General features: G+C 67.0%; 18 protein-coding genes. 8 read left to right on the top strand and 10 right to left on the bottom strand.

Annotated elements, in window-relative coordinates; translation table 11 throughout:
• On the bottom strand, window positions 1–1044 hold the full coding sequence (hrcA, locus tag ABS88_RS06445) for a heat-inducible transcriptional repressor HrcA (RefSeq protein WP_076074773.1): 1044 nt from the start codon (window positions 1042–1044) through the stop codon (window positions 1–3).
• Window positions 1045–1151: 107 nt separating this feature from the next.
• On the opposite strand from hrcA, the gene rph reads away from it, so the two are divergent.
• Genes rph through ABS88_RS06420 form a run of 5 tightly spaced genes read left to right on the top strand, consistent with a single transcriptional unit; the run spans window position 1152 to window position 5195 of the window.
• Entirely contained in the window at window positions 1152–1868 is a 717-nt protein-coding gene (rph, locus tag ABS88_RS06440) for a ribonuclease PH (protein ID WP_076074776.1), read from the top strand.
• A 1-nt stretch (window position 1869) separates the two neighbouring features.
• A complete protein-coding gene (rdgB, locus tag ABS88_RS06435; protein WP_076074779.1) occupies window positions 1870–2511 on the top strand; it encodes an RdgB/HAM1 family non-canonical purine NTP pyrophosphatase in 642 nt (213 codons plus the stop codon).
• A 58-nt stretch (window positions 2512–2569) separates the two neighbouring features.
• The gene (locus ABS88_RS06430; protein WP_083675057.1) at window positions 2570–3085 is read left to right on the top strand and encodes a DUF2239 family protein; all 516 of its coding nucleotides are present in this window, start codon (window positions 2570–2572) and stop codon (window positions 3083–3085) included.
• Window positions 3086–3116: 31 nt separating this feature from the next.
• The gene (hemW, locus tag ABS88_RS06425; RefSeq protein ID WP_104959472.1) at window positions 3117–4262 is read left to right on the top strand and encodes a radical SAM family heme chaperone HemW; all 1146 of its coding nucleotides are present in this window, start codon (window positions 3117–3119) and stop codon (window positions 4260–4262) included.
• 42 nt (window positions 4263–4304) lie between these two features.
• Window positions 4305–5195, top strand: coding sequence for a tyrosine recombinase XerC (locus ABS88_RS06420; protein ID WP_076074784.1), 891 nt, complete (start codon window positions 4305–4307; stop codon window positions 5193–5195).
• 7 nt (window positions 5196–5202) lie between these two features.
• Here the strand turns inward: ABS88_RS06420 and ABS88_RS06415 are convergent, their stop codons facing one another.
• From ABS88_RS06415 to rsmI, 4 genes are read right to left on the bottom strand one after another with little or no spacing between them, the layout of a single operon-like run.
• Window positions 5203–5811, bottom strand: coding sequence for a DedA family protein (locus tag ABS88_RS06415; RefSeq protein ID WP_076074786.1), 609 nt, complete (start codon window positions 5809–5811; stop codon window positions 5203–5205).
• Window positions 5812–5865: 54 nt separating this feature from the next.
• Window positions 5866–6816, bottom strand: a complete 951-nt coding sequence (gene gshB, locus ABS88_RS06410) for a glutathione synthase (protein ID WP_076074788.1) — start codon at window positions 6814–6816, stop codon at window positions 5866–5868.
• A gap of 43 nt (window positions 6817–6859) precedes the next feature.
• On the bottom strand, window positions 6860–7210 hold the full coding sequence (locus tag ABS88_RS06405; protein ID WP_067108355.1) for a YraN family protein: 351 nt from the start codon (window positions 7208–7210) through the stop codon (window positions 6860–6862).
• Window positions 7207–8067 (bottom strand): 16S rRNA (cytidine(1402)-2'-O)-methyltransferase, encoded by an 861-nt coding sequence (rsmI, locus tag ABS88_RS06400; protein ID WP_212597478.1) that lies wholly within the window; start codon window positions 8065–8067, stop codon window positions 7207–7209. The genes ABS88_RS06405 and rsmI overlap by 4 nt, the downstream gene beginning before the upstream one ends.
• Before the next feature lie 73 nt (window positions 8068–8140).
• Between rsmI and ABS88_RS06395 the strand changes: the two genes are divergently transcribed.
• Both ABS88_RS06395 and infC read left to right on the top strand, forming a co-directional pair.
• A complete protein-coding gene (locus tag ABS88_RS06395; protein WP_234002661.1) occupies window positions 8141–9265 on the top strand; it encodes a penicillin-binding protein activator in 1125 nt (374 codons plus the stop codon).
• 180 nt (window positions 9266–9445) lie between these two features.
• Window positions 9446–9982, top strand: a complete 537-nt coding sequence (gene infC / locus ABS88_RS06390; protein ID WP_067108361.1) for a translation initiation factor IF-3 — start codon at window positions 9446–9448, stop codon at window positions 9980–9982.
• 15 nt (window positions 9983–9997) lie between these two features.
• Here the strand turns inward: infC and ABS88_RS06385 are convergent, their stop codons facing one another.
• Entirely contained in the window at window positions 9998–10699 is a 702-nt protein-coding gene (locus ABS88_RS06385; RefSeq protein ID WP_076077707.1) for an NRDE family protein, read from the bottom strand.
• 85 nt (window positions 10700–10784) lie between these two features.
• On the opposite strand from ABS88_RS06385, the gene ABS88_RS06380 reads away from it, so the two are divergent.
• On the top strand, window positions 10785–11222 hold the full coding sequence (locus ABS88_RS06380; RefSeq protein WP_076074793.1) for a hypothetical protein: 438 nt from the start codon (window positions 10785–10787) through the stop codon (window positions 11220–11222).
• Between the two features lie 40 nt (window positions 11223–11262).
• Here the strand turns inward: ABS88_RS06380 and ABS88_RS06375 are convergent, their stop codons facing one another.
• The 4 genes from ABS88_RS06375 to uvrB form a co-directional block, all read right to left on the bottom strand.
• Window positions 11263–12768, bottom strand: a complete 1506-nt coding sequence (locus ABS88_RS06375; RefSeq protein ID WP_076074796.1) for a S10 family peptidase — start codon at window positions 12766–12768, stop codon at window positions 11263–11265.
• Window positions 12769–12860: 92 nt separating this feature from the next.
• Window positions 12861–13154: an addiction module antidote protein gene (locus ABS88_RS06370; RefSeq protein ID WP_067108372.1), complete on the bottom strand. Its 294-nt coding sequence runs from the start codon at window positions 13152–13154 to the stop codon at window positions 12861–12863.
• Complete coding sequence (locus ABS88_RS06365) at window positions 13129–13476, bottom strand: type II toxin-antitoxin system RelE/ParE family toxin (protein WP_234002606.1); 348 nt, start codon at window positions 13474–13476, stop codon at window positions 13129–13131. Before ABS88_RS06365 ends, ABS88_RS06370 begins: the two co-directional genes overlap by 26 nt.
• Window positions 13477–13594: 118 nt before the next feature.
• Window positions 13595–15781 (bottom strand): excinuclease ABC subunit UvrB, encoded by a 2187-nt coding sequence (gene uvrB / locus ABS88_RS06360; RefSeq protein ID WP_076074798.1) that lies wholly within the window; start codon window positions 15779–15781, stop codon window positions 13595–13597.
• Window positions 15782–15816 lie beyond the last annotated feature (35 nt).

The following is a 15816-nucleotide window of genomic DNA, read 5'->3' as shown; positions in this document are numbered from 1 at the left end:
CTATCGTATCAGTCTGGAGAGCGATTGTGCGGTAAAGTCCACCATGGGTACGATGCGCGCATAGTTCAAGCGTGTCGGACCGATTACTCCAACGACGCCGACGACGCGTCCGTCGCTGCCATGATAGGGCGCGGCGATAACCGACGAACCCGACAGCGAAAAGAGCTTGTTCTCCGACCCGATGAAAATACGCGTCGCGCTGCCCTCGCGCGCGCTGTCGAGCAGATGCGCGATGTCCTGCTTCGTCTCCAGTTCGTCGAGCAGCAGGCGCACGCGGTCGAGGTCGCCGACCGCGCTTTCGTCGAGCAGATTCGCCTGACCGCGCACGATCAGCACCGGCCGGTCGGTGCCGTCGACCGACCAGATGGCCAGCCCGCGCGACACCAGGTCGGCGGCGGCGCGGTCGATCGCGATGCGTTCGGCCTCCAGTTCGCGCCGCACGCGGGCCTGCGCCTCGGCCAGCGTCAGGCCGGCAAGCATCGCCGACACATAATTGCCCGCCTCGACCAGCGTCGAGGGCTGGAGGCCCGGCGGGATCGCGATGACGCGATTCTCCACCGTCCCGTCGGCCGCGACGAGGACGACGAGCGCCTGCTCGTCGGACATGGGGACGAAGGCGACCTGCTTCAGCACCCGCTCGTGCTTCGGAACCAGCACCAGCCCAGCACAGGCCGACAGGCCCGACAGCGCGGCGGTCGCGTGCGCGAGCGCGCTTTCGATCGGCCCGCCCTCGGCCAGGCTCGCCTCGATCTGCGCGCGATCCTCGGCTGACGGTTCGGCGACCTGCATCATCCCGTCGACGAACAGGCGCAGCCCCTGCTCGGTGGGCAGGCGCCCGGCGCTGGTGTGCGGGCTGGCGAGCAGGCCGAGTTCCTCGAGGTCCTGCATCACGTTGCGGATCGAGGCGGGCGACAGGTTGAGCGTCGCGAGTTTCGACAGCGTGCGCGATCCGACCGGCTGGCCGGTCTCCAGATAGGCATCGACCACCAGCCGGAACACGTCGCGCGCGCGCGTGGTCAGTTCGATGATCGGCGGCGTGGTCATGGAAGCAGATTTAGGGATGGGGCGGGGCGGGGGCAAGCATTGCAGGGGTGGCGCCGGAACGCCAACGCCGCTAAGCGCCGGCACAGCTTCACGAGGAGACATACGACATGCGCCCTTCCGGCCGCGCGCCCGACCAGATGCGCCCCATCGCGATCGAAACCGACTTCACCATTCACGCCGAGGGCAGCGTCCTGGTCGCCTTCGGCAACACCAAGGTGCTGGTGACCGCCAGCGTCGAGGAAAAGGTGCCGCCCTTCCTGCGCGGCAAGGGGCAGGGGTGGGTGACCGCCGAATATGGCATGCTTCCCCGCGCCACCCACACGCGCGGCAGCCGCGAGGCGGCGAAGGGCAAGCAGTCGGGCCGCACGCAGGAAATTCAGCGGCTTATCGGGCGCAGCCTGCGCGCCGTCGTCGATATGAAGAAGCTCGGTGAGCGGCAGATCGTACTCGACTGCGACGTGATCCAGGCCGATGGCGGGACGCGCACCGCGGCGATCAGCGGCGCGTGGGTCGCGCTGCGCCTCGCGGTCGACAAGCTTCTCGCCGCCAAGGCGATCGCCGAGGATCCGATCGAAGACAAGGTCGCCGCCGTCTCGTGCGGCATCCACAACGGCACCGCGGTGCTCGACCTCGACTATGACGAGGATTCGACCGCGGGGGCCGACGGCAATTTCGTGCTCACCGGCAAGGGGCAGATCGTCGAGGTGCAGGCGAGCGCCGAGGGCGCGACCTATGACGAGGAAGGCCTGCTGCGCCTGTTGCGCCTCGCCCGCATCGGCTGCACCGAGATTTTCACCGCGCAGGCGAAGGCGGTGGGGCGTTGACGTGACCCGCAAACTCGCTCCCGGCAAACTCGTCATCGCCAGCCATAATGCGGGCAAGGTGCGCGAAATCCGGGCGTTGCTCGCACCTTATGGCATCGATTCGGTGTCGGCGGGCGACCTCGGCCTGCCAGAGCCGGCCGAGACGGGCACGACCTTCGTCGAGAATGCATTGCTCAAGGCGCACGCCAGCGCCTCCGCCGCGGGCCTGCCGGCGCTTGCCGACGACAGCGGACTCGAGGTCGCGGCGCTCGGCGGGCGTCCGGGCGTCTACACCGCCGACTGGGCCGAACGCCAATGGTTCGAGGGCGAGCCGGGAAAAGATTGGGCCGGCCGCGACTGGTATATGGCGATGGGCAAGGTCGAGGGACTGCTCGCCGAACAGGGACCGGGGGTCGACCGCAGCGCCTGCTTCGTCTGCACCCTCGCGCTCGCCTGGCCCGACGGTCATGCCGAGGTTTTTGAGGGGCGCGCGCAGGGCAGCCTGACCTGGCCGCCGCGCGGCACGCTGGGCTTTGGTTATGACCCGGTCTTCGTTCCGTCCGGCAAGCCACAGACCTATGCGGAAATAGACCCGACCGAGAAGCACGCGATCAGCCACCGCGCCGATGCGTTTGCGAAGCTGGTGGCGGGTGTTTTCGGCTGATCGCTTATTTTACCCGGATATTATTGACCCCAATTTTATCCGGGTGTAATCGGCCGGCATGCAACAAGATATTCAAACCGTAACCGCCTTCCTTGGCGCCACATCACTCGTATCGGGGTCGCGCATGATCGTCCGGCAACGGCTGGAGGAGCGCTATCCGGGCGACCTCGGCGCGATCCTCGTTTTCGACGATGCGACCGGCAAGCCGGTCGACCTCGACTATTGGGACGCCGCGACGACCGCGCCGGCACCGTCGGTGGGTCGCCCGAGACTCGGCGTCAAGGCGCGCGAGGTGACGCTGCTGCCGCGGCATTGGGACTGGCTGGCGGAGCAGCCCGGCGGCGCCTCCGCCGCGCTGCGCCGACTGGTCGAGGCTGCGAGCCGGGCGCCCGGTGACGGTCGCAAGCGCAAGGATGCCGCCTATCATTTCATGAGCCATATGTGCGGCAACCTGCCGGGCTATGAAGAGGCGCTGCGCGCGCTGTACCGCGACGATAGCGCGGCGTTCGACGGTCTGATCGCGGAGTGGCCGGACGATGTGCGCGATCATATCCGGCGCCTGATCGCCGGCTGACATTCGCGCGCCGCGCCCTATATCGCTCCCCATGGCCGAACCGCTCGCCCTTTACGTCCACTGGCCGTTCTGCGTGTCGAAATGCCCCTATTGCGACTTCAACAGCCATGTTCGCGAGCGCGTCGATCAAGTGGCATGGCGCGACGCGTTGCTCGCCGACCTGCGGCACGAGGCGGCGCTGCTGCCGGGTCGCAAGGTTTCGTCGATCTTCTTCGGCGGCGGCACCCCTAGCCTGATGCCGCCGCAGACGGTCGCGGCGGTGATCGCGGCGGCGGACGCGGCGTGGGGGCTGACCGACGATTGCGAGATCACGCTGGAGGCGAACCCCAATTCGGTCGAAGTCGCCAATTTCGCCGCGCTCGCCGCTGCCGGGGTCAATCGCGTATCGATAGGGGTTCAAAGCTTCGACCCGCAAATCCTTGAATTTCTGGGCCGGGCGCATAGCGGCGACGAGGCGCGGCGGGCGATCGCCGCGGCGCAGGCGTATTTCGCGCGCGTCAGTTTCGACCTCATCTATGCGCGTCCCGGCCAGTCGCTCGCCGCGTGGGAGGCGGAGCTTGCCGAGGCGCTGGCGTTCGGCACCGGCCATCTGTCGCTCTATCAGCTGACGATCGAGCCGGGGACGCGCTTCGCCACCCTCGCGGCGAAGGGCGATCTCGTCATCCCCGACGGCGATGCTGCCGCCGATCTGTTCGACGCGACGCAGGCGGCGACGCGCGCGGCCGACCTGCCGCGCTACGAAGTGTCGAACCACGCGCGCCGCGGCGAGGAGAGCCGGCACAACCTGACCTATTGGCGCTATGGCGATTATGCCGGCATCGGCCCCGGCGCGCACGGGCGGCGACTCGCGCAGGCGACCGAGCGGCACCGCAAGCCCGAGAATTTCCTGTCCGCCGTCGCGCGCAACGGCCACGGTCTGAAGGTCGAAACCGACCTGCCGCCGCACGAGCGCGCGACCGAGGCGATGCTGATGGGCCTGCGCCTGATCGAGGGCGTCGACCTGACGCGCGTCGAAGTGCGCAGCGGGTTGGCACGCGATGCCTTCATCGATGCGGGGGCGGTGGCGCGACTGGCGAGACAGGGGCTCATGGGGCAGGAGGGCGACCGGCTGGCGGTCACCGACGCCGGGATATTGCTGCTCGACTCGATTCTTTCGGAAGTGGTGCGGACCGGCTAGACTCGCCCTCCGAAGCCCTTTCAGCCCGAACGGAATCCGGATTTGCCGCAGGACATCATCCGCGACTGGCACGCCCATCTGGCGCACGAAAGGCGCCGGTCGGAGCATACGCGCCGCGCCTATGTCGCGACGGCCGAGCGTTTCTGCGCCTTCCTGATGGAGCATCGCGGCGGTGCGGTCGATGCGGCGATGCTGCGGTCGCTCTCCGCCGGCGACCTGCGCGCCTATCTGGCCGCGCGCCGCGCCGGGGGGCTTGGCAACGCGTCGGCCGCGCGCGAACTCTCCGCAATCCGCACCTTCCTGCGCTTCGTCGGCGGTTCGAATGCCAGCGTACCGCAGATGCGCGGGCCGCGCGTCCGCAAGGGGCTGCCGCGCCCCGTCGCGCCCGACCAGGCGCTCGATCTTGCACACGAGGTCGAGGACAATGCCCGGCAGGGCTGGACGGGCGCGCGCGATTTCGCGCTACTGCTGCTGCTCTATGGCGCCGGGCTGCGCATCGGCGAAGCGCTGTCGCTGACCGGCGCCGCGCTCCCGTTCGGCGAGACGCTGCGTGTCACCGGCAAGCGCGGCAAGACGCGGATCGTGCCGATCCTGCCCGCGGTTGCCGCCGCGGTAGCGCGTTACGTCGAGGCCTGCCCATGGCCGATCGCGAAAGAGGCGCCGCTGTTTCTCGGCGCGCGCGGCGGCCCGCTCCAGCCCGGCGTCGTGCGCGCGAGCGTGCGGTCGGCGCGCCGCGCCCTTGGGCTTCCGGAGCGCACGACACCGCACGCGCTGCGCCACAGCTTCGCGACGCATCTGCTCGCCGGCGGTGCCGACCTGCGGTCGTTACAGGAACTGCTCGGCCACGCGAGCCTCGCTTCGACGCAGGTCTATACTGCGGTTGACGCCGCGCACCTGCTCGACATCTACCGCAACGCGCACCCGCGCGCCTGACCGGCGTTCAGTCGCCGGGCCGCTGCGGCTTCCAGGTGACGACGCGCCACAGGTAGAACAGGATCAATGTTCCGATCGCGATCAGCGCGAGCGGCCCGACCAGCTGCTCGATCGCGGCGAAGCGCTTGCCGAACCATTGCCCGGCGCCCGCCAGCGCGGCGATCCAGATCGTCGATCCGGCGGCGGTCCACAGCAGGAATTTCGCCTGGTTCATCCGCACCATGCCCGCGGGCAGCGACACCATCGTCCGCGCGACGGGCATGAAGCGCGCCGCGAAGACGATGCCGGGACCATATTTCAGGAAACCGGCGTGCAGCCGCTCGACCTCGCGCCAGTCGAGTGTCAGCCAGCGGCCGTGGCGGTCGATGAAGGGCTTCAGCCGCTCATAGCCGATCCAGCGGCCGATCGCGTACCATACCCAGTTGCCCGCGGTCGTCCCCGCGACGGCGACCGCGACGAGCGTCCAGAAATCGAAGCGCCCCTGCGCGGCCGCGACGCCGCCCAGCCCCATGATCACCTCGGACGGGATCGGCGGAAAGACGTTTTCGAGGAGCATCAGGACGAAGATGCCGAAATAGCCCCACGCCTGGATCAGATCGAGAATGAAATCGGTCATGCGGGGCTTAACGCGAGGGGAGGGCGGTTCGATCCGCGTCTGTCATCGAACCCGTCACCCGACCCGCCGCTCGATCGCGTCCCAGATCATCCCCACGGTGTCGCTGTTGTTGAACTTGTCGATCGCGACGATGCCGGTGGGCGAGGTGACGTTGATCTCGGTCAGCCATTCGCCGCCGATCACGTCGATGCCGACGAAGATCAGCCCGCGTTCCCGGAGCGCGGGAGCGAGCGCGGCGCAGATTTCCTCTTCGCGCGGGGTCAGCGCCGCCGCTTCGGCATAGCCGCCGACCGCCAGGTTGGCGCGGAACTCGCCTTCGCCCGCCTTGCGGTTGATCGCGCCCGCGACCTCGCCGTCGATCAGGACGATGCGCTTGTCGCCCTCGCTGACGCTCGGCAGGAACTGCTGCACCATGAAGGGTTCGGGCCAGACCTGTCCGAACAGTTCGACCAGCGCGCCCAGATTGGTGCCCGCCTCGTCGATGCGGAACACCGCCTTGCCGCCGTTGCCGTGCAGCGGCTTGATCACCAGCGCGCCGTGCCGCGCGTGGAAATCCTTCACCGCGTTCAGGTCGCGCGTGACCATCGTCGGCGGCATGAACTGCGGAAAGTCGAGCACGAACACCTTTTCGGGCGCGTTGCGAACCGACACCGGATCATTGACCACCAGCGTCTCGTCCCGAATGCGCTCGAGCAGCCAGGTGCCGGTCAGATAGCCGAGGTCGAACGGCGGGTCCTGCCGCATCAGCACGACATCGACATCGCGGCCGAGGTCGAGGGTGACGGGGTCGCCGAACCGGTAATGGTCGCCCTTCACGCGCTTCACCTCCAGCACCGGATGCGCCGGAGTGGTCAGCCGTCCCGCTTCCCATGTCAGGCCACGCACGTCGTAATGATAGAGGGTGTGGCCGCGTTCGAGTGCCTTCAGCATCAGCGCAAAGCTGCTGTCCCCGGCAATATTGATGCCGTCCATCGGGTCCATTTGCACTGCGGCGCGCAGGGTCATCTCATTCTCCTTCCGGGGCGACCGAATTTCCAGGCGAGCCGCGTCAGGGCTGCCAGACGTGGACCAGATGGCGAGGCAAACGCCGCGGCGCAAGCAGCATCACGTCGATACGGATGGCGTCGCCCGGCCGCGAGAAGCGCGGGGCGAGCATTTCCGCCGCCGCCGCGACGCGGCGTAGCCGCCAGGCGTCGATCGCGAAGTCGAGGTCGGCGGCGCGGTCGCGCCACTTGACCTCGACGAAGGCGACCGTCCGCCCGCGCCGCGCGACCAGATCAACCTCGCCGACGCGAACGCGCAGCCGCCGGGCCAATATCCGCCAACCGTGCAGCCGCAGCCACCACGCGGCGCGATTTTCGGCGCGGCGGCCGCGCGCTTCGGCGACCGCGCGGTTCACGCCTCGTCCTTCAGCGCCAGCGCGCGGGCATAAATGGTGTGACGGTCGAGCCGATAGCGTTTGGCGACCGCCTTCGCCGCCTTGGCGACCGGCTGATCGGCAAGCGCGGTGCGCAGCGCATCGTCGACCGCCGCGTCGTCGGCCTCTTCGACGGCGTCGTCGGCGGGCGGCGCGACCATGACGACGATCTCGCCCTTCGGCGGCGCGTCGGCATAGCGTGCGGCCAGTTCGCCGAGCGAGCCGGTGATGCATTCCTCGTATAATTTGCTGATCTCGCGCGCGACGGCCGCGGCGCGGTTGCCGAGTCCCTCGGCCAGCGCGGCGAGCGTCGCGGCGAGGCGCGGCCCGCTTTCATAGAAGACCAAAGTCGCGCGCAGCCCGGCGAGTTCGGCGATGGCCTCGCCGCGCGCCTTGGCCTTGGACGGCAGGAAGCCGGCGAACAGGAAGCGGTCGCTCGGCAGGCCCGACAGGGTGATCGCCGCGATCGCGGCGCAGGGGCCGGGCAGGGTGGTGACGCGCCGCCCCGCCGCGCGCGCATCGCGCACCAGTTTATACCCCGGATCGGAGATCAGCGGCGTGCCCGCGTCCGACACCAGCGCCACCACATCGGTTTCCATGCGCGCAACCAGCGCGGCGCGCGCGCGTTCGTCGCTATGGTCGTGATAGGGGGTCATCGGAACGCGCAAACCCAGGTGCGACAGCAGCTTCGCCGTCACGCGCGTGTCTTCGGCGGCGATCACGTCGGCGCGGGCAAGCAACGCCGCAGCGCGCGGCGTGATGTCGCCGAGGTTGCCGATGGGGGTCGCCACGATATAGAGACCGGGCAAGGGAGATTGAGAAATGGTCGAATCCGGCATGTCGCCGAAAATGGCAGAAAGCGTCGTCAAGCGCCAAGACAATGCGTTGCGGCGGCGCCGGTTGCTGCGTGGAATGGCGACGCTGGCGCTCGGCGGCTTGCTCGCGGCCTGCCAGGTCGTGCCCAAATCGGGCGGTCCCGCGGCGCCGCCGCCGCCCGAAAACCCCGACGAGACCGTGGGCCCTGGCCTGCCGACCGACACCGATCGCCACCGCGTCGCGCTGCTCGTGCCGCAGACGGGGGCGAATGCCGACGTCGGCACCGCGATCGCCAATGCGACGACGCTGGCGCTGCTCGACACGCGCGCCGACAAGGTTCGCATCACCACCTACGACACGGCGCTCGGCGCCGCGGCGGCGGCGCGGCAGGCGGTCGCCGATGGCAATCGCCTGATCCTGGGTCCGCTGCTCAGCGAGGATGTCGCGGCGGTCGCGCCGATCGCGCGCGCGGCAAAGGTGCCCGTGCTCAGCTTCTCGAACGACAGCGGGGTCGCGGGCAACGGCGTCTTCATCCTGGGCTTCGTGCCGGGCCAGTCGGTCGAGCGCGTCGTCGCCTTCGCGCGCGGCAAGGGGCATCAGCGCTTCGGCGCGCTGGTGCCCAAGAATGTCTATGGCGACCGCGCGGCGGCCGCGTTCCGCGACGCGGTGCGCGAAGCCGGGGGGACGCTGGTCGCGGTCGAAACCTATGATCGCACCGCGACGGCGCTGACCGGCGCGGCGCGGCGGCTCGCCAATGGTGGTGCGATGGACGCGGTGCTGATCGCCGATGTCGGCGGCAATGCGATCCGCGCCGTGCCGATCGTCAAGGGCGCGGGCAGCAAGCAGATATTGGGTACCGAATTGTGGAATACCGACGCCTCGCTCGGCAGCAACGCCGCGATGCGCGGCGCGTGGTTCGCCAGCGTTTCCGACGGTCTCTACGGCCAGCTCGCGACCAAATATCGTGCCCGCTACGGCAAGGCGCCCTATCGGCTCGCCAGCCTCGGTTATGATTCGGTGCTGCTGACCGTGCGCATCGCGCGCGACTGGAAACCCGGCACCGCCTTTCCGGTGAACCGGCTGCTCGCGGCCGACGGTTTCGGCGGTATCGACGGCATCTTCCGATTCAACAATCGCGGCATCGCGGTTCGCGCGCTTGAGGTCAGCGAGGTGGGCGCCGGCGGTTTCCGCGTCGTCGATCCCGCCCCGGCCAAATGGTGACGCGCCGGGGCGTGGCATAGGCGCCACAGTCGGGCGGAAAGTGTCGCCCGATCGGCACGCGCGGCCTTTACGGCGCGCGCCCGTTCACTATATGGACAGTGCGCGCATCCGCCCATGTTTCGCATGGGCGCCCGCGTGCCTGTCGAAATGATGTGAGGAGATACAGCTATACGCCCGCCCATGACCCGCCGCCCGCTGGCGCCTATGCCGCCGAAGAACGGCCCGCGATACAATGAGTTCATCGCCTCTCCCAAGGTCCGCGTGATCGACGAGGAAGGCGAAAATCTGGGCGTAATGCTGACTGCCGAAGCCATCGAACAGGCGGCCGAGGTCGGCCTCGACCTGGTCGAGGTTTCCCCCAACGCCGACCCGCCGGTGTGCAAGTTCCTCGACGTGGGCAAGTTCAAGTACGAAGCCCAGAAAAAGGCCAATGCCGCCCGCAAGACGCAGAAGACGCAGGAGATCAAGGAGATCAAGATGCGTCCGAACATCGACGACCACGACTTCGAAGTGAAGATGAAGAAGGTGTTCGACTTCCTGGGCGAGGGCGACAAGGTCAAGATGACGATGCGCTTCCGCGGCCGCGAGATGAGCCACACCCAGCTCGGCCTCGCCGTGCTGCAGAAGGTGGCCGAAATGACCGCCGAGATCGCGAAGGTCGAGGCGCATCCGCGCACCGAGGGCCGCCAGATGCTGATGGTGCTCGCGCCGAAGTAGGCCGACGCCGCGGCTTCAGAAACCGGTACGAAAATCGAGGGCGGTCGTTCCGATGGGGCGGCCGCCCGCTTCGTATCGGCGCTCGACCATATGTGCGCGTCCGTCCGCCGCGATGGCGACGAGGGTCGAACAGCGCGTGCCATAGGCTTCGCCGTGCAGGAACAGCGCCGGGGCGTCGTCCGCGACGAGCATGTCGAGCAAGGTTTCGGGATCGGCCGCCGCCGCGGTTGCTGACGCCAGCGCCGCGCGCAGGCGTGTCGCCCGCGCACATGGGCTGTCGGTCGGCTCGTTCGCCAGCGCATGGATTCCCGTCGTCAGCCTTTCGACGCGCGGTTCCGGCCGGTTGGTCAGCAGCCGCGCGCCGCCCCGGTCGACCGTCAGCAGGTTGAAGGCGTTGAAGCGGTCGAGGTCGGCGCACTGCGGGTCGGCGAAGTGCCCGTCACCACGCAGCAGGTCGGCGACCAGTTCGCCGCGCGATTCACGGCCGGGATCGGGCGGGGCGCCGCGGACGTTGGTGACGACGACGACGCGCCCGCTTGCGGGATGCACCCCCAGCCAGGTTCCGCCCGCCTGCAGGTCGCGTCCGGCGATGATGCCGCTGCCGTCGCCCCATTCCGCGAGCGGCGCGGCGGCCCGCGCATGAAACTCGTCGCGGTTGCCGACAAGGATCAGCGGCCAGTCGGGATGGACGTGGCGGGCGAGGGCGACGACGCACATGCCGGCCATATCGTGCTTGGGTGATGATTTGCCAAGCGGGACATGATAGATATCGCTCCGTCTTTTCCGGGGGAGGGAGGAAGATATGAGCGAAATGGGCAAGGCGCCGTTCCATCTGTGGATCGTCGGCATTCTCACCCTGTTGTGGAACGCCATCGGTGCGTTCGACTATACGATGACCAAGCTGCGCAACGCCGATTATCTGAGCGCTTTCACGCCCGAGCAGCAGGCCTATTTCCACGGCTTTCCGCTATGGGCCAGCGCCGGCTGGGCGCTCGGCGTCTGGGGCGCGGTGCTGGGGTCGATCCTGTTGCTCGCGCGCAGCCGGCATGCGGTGACGGCGTTCGCCGCCTCGCTGGTCGGGCTTGCGGTCAGCAGCTTCTATCAGTTCGGGTTGCATTATGGCGATCTGGAGCGCCTGTTCGGGACGTTCCCCATGGTCTTCTATGCTGGCGTCTGGATCATCGCGATCGCGCTCTTCATCTACGCGCGGCGACAGGCGGCAGCGGGCGTTCTGCGCTGAACGGAAAAGGGGCGCCGATCAAGCGCCCCTGTCCATTTCCTTACCGCGCGCGGATGAAGGCGCGGATGTCGGACGCCAGCTTGTGGCGGTCCTCGTCGCGGATATACATCATGTGTCCCGCGGCATAATATTGATATTCGACGCGGTCCTGCGGGATGCCGGTGCGCGACAGCGAATATTCGGCGGCGAAGAAGGGCGTCGCGAAGTCGTAATAGCCCTGTCCGACGAACACGCGCAGTCCGCTGTTCTCGCGCAGCGCCTGCCCGATATAGGGCGCGACGTTCAGATAGGCGTTGGTGTCGCGCCCGCCGATGCGCCAGTCCCACAGCCGCCCGATGCCGCCGATCGACTGATATTCGCGGTCGGTCTTGAACCCCAGCGTTTCGCGCGACCAGCTGTTGATCGCGGCGGTATAGCTCGCGTCGATGCCATAGAAGCTGGGATCGTTGTCGGGCTCTTCGCCGGCATTGTCGTAGTCACGGCCGGTATAACGGCTGTCGAGCCGTCCGACGGTCAGCCCGCGATCGCGCAGCAATTCCTTGTAGAAACGGCCCGGCGTCACGCGCAGGTCGGCATTTTCCAGAAAGGTTTCGGACAGGCCGGTGAAGCGCGAAAGCTCGCGGCGGATCTGCGCGCGCTCGTCGCCCTGCAGCTTCTGCCCCTTCAGCAGCGCCGCGGCATAGGGGCCGATCGCCCATTGCCGCGCTTCCTCGACGAACTGCTCGACCGACGATGCGCTCGCCTTGCCGTGATAGAGCGCGGTTGCGGCCATCGAGGGCAGGTTGGTGATGAAGCCCAGCTCGTTGCCCGGCGCGTCGGACCCGGCCGCAAAGTCGAGCACGGTCGAGATCAGGATGATGCCGTTGAGGCCGACGTCATTGTAGGTGACGTTCATCAACTGGTTGGCGACCGCCGCCGAACGCGTCGTGCCATAGCTTTCGCCGCCCAGGAACTTGGGGCTGTTCCAGCGGCCATTGTCGTTCAGCCAGCGGCGGATCACTTCGGCGACCGCCTTCGCATCCTGCGTCACGCCGTAATAATCCTCGGGCTTGGCATTGCCGATCAGATGCGAAAAGCCGGTGCCCGGGGGATCGATGAATACGATGTCGGTGACGTCGAGCAGTGAATCGGGATTATCGACGATCGGATAGGGCGGAGCGCCGTCGTCGCGCGCGTCGCTGGGGATCGCCACGCGCTTCGGACCGAAGGCGCCCATCATCAGCCACACGGTACCCGAACCGGGGCCGCCGTTGAACAGGAAGGTCACCGGGCGGCTGGGATCGCGCGGTTCCCTGACATAGGATGTGGTGACGATCGCGGCCTCGGGCACGCCGTCCTTGTTCTTGAGGATCGTTTCGCCGATCGTCGCGGCATAGGCGACGCGCTGCCCCCCGAACGTGCCCGACAGCTTCGTCGTGCGAACCTGCGGCTCATAGTCGGTGGATTTTTCCGCCTTTACCTTGTCAGCGGGGGCATCCTCGGCATGCAGCATGGCGGGCGTTGCGAAGGCAAGCGCCAAGGCGATCAGCGACAGACCAGATTTCATCTCATTCTCCCCAGTTGCGCGCGGACCCTAGGCAGCGCACGGGAGGGGAGCAAGGGCGCTCGTCGGCGGGGATCGTCCTTTTGTCGAAGCGGTCAGGCGGCCTTTTTGGGTTGCACCGACAATTGCAGGCCGAGCGCGTCCAGCACGGCGGTCAGCGTTTCCAGTGTCGGGTTGCCGTTTTCCGACAACGCATTGTAAAGCGCCTGCCGGCCAAGGCCCGTTTTGCGAGCGATTTCGCTCATGCCTTTGGAACGGGCGACATCGCCGATGGCGCAGGCGATATGCTTGGGGTCGTTCCCTTCCATCGCTGCTTCGAGGTAGAAACGGATATCCTCGGCCGTTTCGATATAGTCGGCCGGGTCAAAGCGCGTCGTCTTCAATCCCATTGTCTGCTTTCCTTGCCAGTTCCTTGGCCTTCGCAATATCGCGCGCCTGACTATCCTTGTCGCCACCGATCAGCAGAAGTACCAGCGTGCTATCGCGCCACATATAATAGATTCGATATCCCGGCCCGAATGCGAGCCTCAACTCGTACACACTATCGCCGACCGGCTTCGTGTCGCCCGCATGGCCGGATGCAAAGCGCCTCAGCCTGTCGGCAATCCGCAACAGGGACCGACGATCCCGTAAAGCGCGGAGCCATTTATCGAACTGACGCGTTCGCCGAACTTCGATCACTTGTCCTTTATACGAGACATTATCGCTCATGTCAACCCAATCCTGATCCGCTGCCGTCCTTGGCCGCCGCTCATTCATAGTTTCGGATCGGATCGTGACGGGTGTCCGCTAGCGGACACCCATGCGCCAGGCGCGGCAATTCAATCGCCTACCGCCCCCACTTCGTCTTGCTCTGCTTCCCGAAGCGTCCCTTGCGCGTTCCCGGCTTGCCTTCGTTCGAGCGTCCCACGCGCGGTGCGACCTGTTCGTCCGGGGGCAGGCCCAGTTCGTCGGCTTCCAGCCGGCGGATCTCGTCGCGCAGGCGGCCGGCTTCCTCGAACTCCAGGTCGGCGGCGGCGTCGCGCATCTTCTTTTCGAGCTCGGCGATATAGGCGCGCAGATTGTGGCCGACCATATGGTCGGGCTTGTTGTCGCCCAGGTCGATCGTGACCTGATCCTTCGACGCAACATGCGCGATGATGTCACCGATATTGCGCTTGATCGTGGTCGGCGTGATACCGTGTTCGGTATTATACGCCTGCTGCTTTTCGCGGCGACGGTCGGTCTCGCGCATCGCGCGCTCCATGCTGCCGGTGATGCGGTCGGCATAGAGGATGACGCGCCCGTCGACGTTGCGCGCCGCGCGGCCGATCGTCTGAACGAGGCTGGTTTCGCTGCGCAGGAAGCCCTCCTTGTCGGCATCGAGGATCGCGACCAGCCCGCATTCGGGAATGTCGAGCCCCTCGCGCAGCAGGTTGATACCGACGAGCACGTCGAACACGCCCAGCCGCAGGTCGCGGATGATCTCGATACGCTCCAGCGTCTCGACGTCCGAATGCATGTAGCGGACCTTCAGCCCCGCCTCGTGCAGATATTCGGTCAGGTCTTCGGCCATCCGCTTGGTCAGCGTGGTGACGAGCGTGCGATACCCCTGCGCCGCGGTCGCCTTGGCCTCGGCGATCAGGTCGTCGACCTGCTCCTCGACCGGGCGGATGATCACCGGCGGGTCGATCAGCCCGGTCGGGCGGATCACCTGTTCGGCGAAGACGCCCTGCGTACGGTCCATTTCCCACGTGCCGGGAGTGGCCGAGACGCTGACCGTCTGCGGCCGCATCGCATCCCATTCGGCGAAGCGCAGCGGCCGGTTGTCGATGCAGGAGGGGAGGCGGAAGCCATATTCGGCCAGCGTGATCTTGCGGCGGTGGTCGCCCTTCGACATCGCGCCGATCTGCGGGATCGTCTGATGGCTCTCGTCGACGAACAGCAGCGCGTTGTCGGGCAGATATTCGAACAGGGTCGGCGGCGGCTCGCCCGGCAGGCGGCCGGTCAGGAAGCGGCTGTAATTCTCGATTCCCGCGCAGCTTCCGGTCGCCGCGATCATCTCGAGGTCGAAATTGGTGCGCTGTTCCAGCCGTTGCGCCTCGAGCAGCCGTCCTTCGGTTTCCAGTTCCTTCAGCCGTTCGGCCAGTTCGTGCCGGATCGCCTCGCTCGCCTGTTTCAGGGTCGGACCGGGGGTCACATAGTGCGAATTGGCGAAGACGCGGACATAATTCAGGTTGGCGATCTTCTTTCCGGTCAGCGGGTCGAACTCGGTGATTTCCTCGATCTCGTCGCCGAAGAAGCTGACGCGCCACGCCATATCCTCATAGTGCGAGGGAAAGATTTCCAGGCTGTCGCCGCGGACGCGGAAATTGCCGCGCGAAAAGGCCTGATCGTTGCGCTTGTATTGCAGCGCCACCAGCTTGCGGATGATCTCTCCGCTGTCGACGACCTGTCCCTTCTTGAGGTCGAAGATCATCGCCGAATAGGTTTCGACCGACCCGATGCCGTAAAGGCACGATACAGAGGCGACGATGATCACGTCGTCGCGTTCGAGCAGCGCGCGCGTCGCCGAGTGGCGCATGCGGTCGATCGCCTCGTTCACGCTCGACTCCTTCTCGATGTAGGTGTCGGAGCGGGGGACATAGGCTTCGGGCTGGTAATAGTCGTAATAGCTGACGAAATATTCGACCGCATTGTTCGGGAAGAAGCTCTTGAACTCGCCATAGAGCTGCGCCGCGAGGATCTTGTTCGGCGCGAGGATCAGCGCGGGGCGCTGCAATTCCTCGATCACCTTGGCCATGGTGAAGGTCTTGCCCGATCCGGTGACGCCCAGCAGCACCTGGTCGCGCTCGCCCGCGCGCGCGGTGTCGACCAGTTCGCGGATCGCGGTCGGCTGGTCGCCGGCGGGCTGATAGTCGCTGACCAGTTCGAAGCGCTTGCCGCCCTCGACCTTGTCGGGACGTGCGGGGCGGTGCGGGACATAATCGCCGCTGGTGTCGATTTCGTCGAGCGAGGTGCGAATCTGGATTGCCATCACGAGGAATATGGTATCGTTTGCCTGCCACGACA

It is taken from the genome of Sphingopyxis sp. SCN 67-31, from assembly GCF_001725095.1.
This window is presented reverse-complemented; position numbering and strand designations above follow the sequence as displayed.

Excerpts from the sequence above, each read along its gene's own strand:
- hrcA (WP_076074773.1), bottom strand. The coding sequence starts at position 1,044 with ATGACCACGCCGCCGATCATCGAACTGACCACGCGCGCGCGCGACGTG.
- rph (WP_076074776.1), top strand. The coding sequence starts at position 1,152 with ATGCGCCCTTCCGGCCGCGCGCCCGACCAGATGCGCCCCATCGCGATC.
- ABS88_RS06430 (WP_083675057.1), top strand. The coding sequence starts at position 2,570 with ATGCAACAAGATATTCAAACCGTAACCGCCTTCCTTGGCGCCACATCA.
- hemW (WP_104959472.1), top strand. The coding sequence starts at position 3,117 with ATGGCCGAACCGCTCGCCCTTTACGTCCACTGGCCGTTCTGCGTGTCG.
- ABS88_RS06415 (WP_076074786.1), bottom strand. The coding sequence starts at position 5,811 with ATGACCGATTTCATTCTCGATCTGATCCAGGCGTGGGGCTATTTCGGC.
- gshB (WP_076074788.1), bottom strand. The coding sequence starts at position 6,816 with ATGACCCTGCGCGCCGCAGTGCAAATGGACCCGATGGACGGCATCAAT.
- rsmI (WP_212597478.1), bottom strand. The coding sequence starts at position 8,067 with ATGCCGGATTCGACCATTTCTCAATCTCCCTTGCCCGGTCTCTATATC.
- ABS88_RS06395 (WP_234002661.1), top strand. The coding sequence starts at position 8,141 with ATGGCGACGCTGGCGCTCGGCGGCTTGCTCGCGGCCTGCCAGGTCGTG.
- infC (WP_067108361.1), top strand. The coding sequence starts at position 9,446 with ATGACCCGCCGCCCGCTGGCGCCTATGCCGCCGAAGAACGGCCCGCGA.
- ABS88_RS06385 (WP_076077707.1), bottom strand. The coding sequence starts at position 10,699 with ATGTGCGTCGTCGCCCTCGCCCGCCACGTCCATCCCGACTGGCCGCTG.
- ABS88_RS06380 (WP_076074793.1), top strand. The coding sequence starts at position 10,785 with ATGAGCGAAATGGGCAAGGCGCCGTTCCATCTGTGGATCGTCGGCATT.
- ABS88_RS06375 (WP_076074796.1), bottom strand. The coding sequence starts at position 12,768 with ATGAAATCTGGTCTGTCGCTGATCGCCTTGGCGCTTGCCTTCGCAACG.
- ABS88_RS06370 (WP_067108372.1), bottom strand. The coding sequence starts at position 13,154 with ATGGGATTGAAGACGACGCGCTTTGACCCGGCCGACTATATCGAAACG.
- ABS88_RS06365 (WP_234002606.1), bottom strand. The coding sequence starts at position 13,476 with ATGAGCGATAATGTCTCGTATAAAGGACAAGTGATCGAAGTTCGGCGA.
- uvrB (WP_076074798.1), bottom strand. The coding sequence starts at position 15,781 with ATGGCAATCCAGATTCGCACCTCGCTCGACGAAATCGACACCAGCGGC.